Raw genomic sequence first — 2,119 nt, 5'->3', positions numbered from 1 at the left:
GATCTGCCAAGGTGTGCAACATTGCCAATGCTAAAACATCATCTACATCCCCCGAAATATCAGTATCAAAAATGACCTGCACGGGTTCGGCTGTCGCAACTTTTTCTGCTATCAGCAAAAGACTCATTATCACCAGACAGGAACGAATCATCATTGTCATTGCATTTCCAGTTCGTCTTTTATCGCATAACTATACATTTCAAACGAGATACATAAACCAGGAAATTTGATCCCGAATCGAAAGCAATTTTACATGAGAAAGAAATTCACATTCACCCCTCTGCGGAGAAGCAGTCATTTTTTCTGTGCCTGACGCGCACGATTTCCCATGATACGTTGTAACTTGCGCTGCTCAGCGGCTAGAACGGAATCTGTGATTTTTGCCGGTTTCACCGGACTACGATCCAGTTTTTCCTCTGCTGGAATGGTTCTGAGCTTGATGCCTCGATACCAGACAGGATCGCCATGATCCTGCAATGAAAGATTCGCTCCTCGATCTGCAAGATTCCCCCCCCGGTTTGCCAGCAGTTCCACATGCCATGCATAGCGGGGATCCGTATAATCCAGATCGATGACTTTCTGGCCATTCAACCAATGCTGAATGACAGTTCCCTGACAGACGATCCGTCCTCTGTTCCATTCTCCCACCGGTCGCGTCGCATCATGGGAGGGAGCCATGCAGAAATAGATGGAGGCGGCACTCGTCCTTGGATTTTTACCATCTACATGCTTTTGATTATCGAGAATCTGGTACTCATATTGTCCCGGGCGATAATATAAGCCACTATTGCTCCCCTCCGCCACCTTCCATTCGAATTTTAATTCAAAATCATCAGGCAACTTCTGCGCTTCATAAATCAGACTGCCTCCTTTTCCTGAGCGTGTGAGCACAGCGTCTTCTACTTTCCAGTTGCCACTATGTTGCCATCCCTTCATCTCTTTTCCATTAAATAACGATTGAAAACCCTGTTGCTGTTCCTCTGCCGTCAGTTGATTTGGGTTAGATCGCTTTTTCACATCGGAAATTTGATCCAGCATTGCATAAATCTGATCGGAAATTTTCCGCGAGGCATCCACTTCGAGATAACTCCAACCTGATCGCCAGGTCTCGTAACCTTGTAGAACATGCTGTTCCGGTGTAGGTAAATATCCGTTATAGCCATTAGCCAGCCCAATCGTAAATGTCGGTTTGAACGGACTGCGTTTTTTGATTTCCAGACCGATTTCAACAAACACTTCACAAGGAATTGCCACAATACCCAACTCGCCAATTCTCAATGCTTGCAACTTGATATTCACAGTGTCTGGTCCCTGATCAATATTAATTGTCTCGCGGGCATAGACTTCATGCGTCGATAAACGATTCGGATCTTTTGCATTTGCCAGCAGCTTTTGAGCGTACGACAGCTCTTTCTGATCAGGCTTGCGAATTGCCAAATCCATTGTGCGTTCCTGCATTGTTAATGACACATCACTTTTGTGAGGTAGAGATTTGACAGCCTGAAACGTTCGGTCAGCAATGACGGAGGCGACGGCGATAATGCGTTCAAACGCAGCAGACTGCGGCCGCGGATTTTTGAAATTATAGTTGTTGATATCACCACTTGTTCCATTCGACATGATGCCTACAAAAGTATCATCTGCACCGAGACGTTTTTTAATCTGTCGTGCGAACTCACCGAAGTAGTCAGCGGAAAGTTGATTTGCAGGGATGCCGCCCACGTAATGCAATGAGTAATTTGCCAGAAGTGCCAAAGGACGTCCATCTGCCGTTTGTACAGAAAGAATGGAAATATCGGGATCTATGGGACCCGCCGGTTTAATCAGAACATCACTTCCCCGGGGTGGATTTGTACTGACTTTATCAGACTTTGAACCGAAAGGGTTCTGACGAATTGCCTCTGGCTTAACATACCAACGTCGATTATTGACCTCGGCTGGTTCGTCGGCTACCGCCCAGGCAACCTTGGCAGGCTCGAGACGTTTATGCGCATTGATTATGGCCTGCGCGATGCTCTCGGTCAGAAATTGCACATATTCTGGATGCGGATTACATTGCGCCAAAGGGACCGAAGTTGGCGCGGTGTGCGTGTGTGTTGCAGATGTCAACATGTTACTT

Annotated in this window: 1 protein-coding gene and 1 pseudogene; both read right to left on the bottom strand. The window is 46.6% G+C overall.

Going from position 1 to position 2,119, the window contains the following annotated elements; all coding sequences use genetic code 11:
* Positions 1–127, bottom strand: a pseudogene (locus tag Q0668_RS25915) (nucleoside hydrolase); the annotation flags it as partial.
* Between the two features lie 167 nt (positions 128–294).
* Positions 295–2,119, bottom strand: a 1,825-nt coding sequence (locus Q0668_RS15460; protein ID WP_298866265.1) for a family 16 glycoside hydrolase, incomplete at its 5' end; no start/stop codon positions are given.

The organism is uncultured Gimesia sp. (assembly GCF_937910335.1).
Classification (GTDB): domain Bacteria; phylum Planctomycetota; class Planctomycetia; order Planctomycetales; family Planctomycetaceae; genus Gimesia.
Note: the sequence above shows the minus strand (reverse complement) of the source record. Positions and strands in the feature narration are given on the sequence as shown.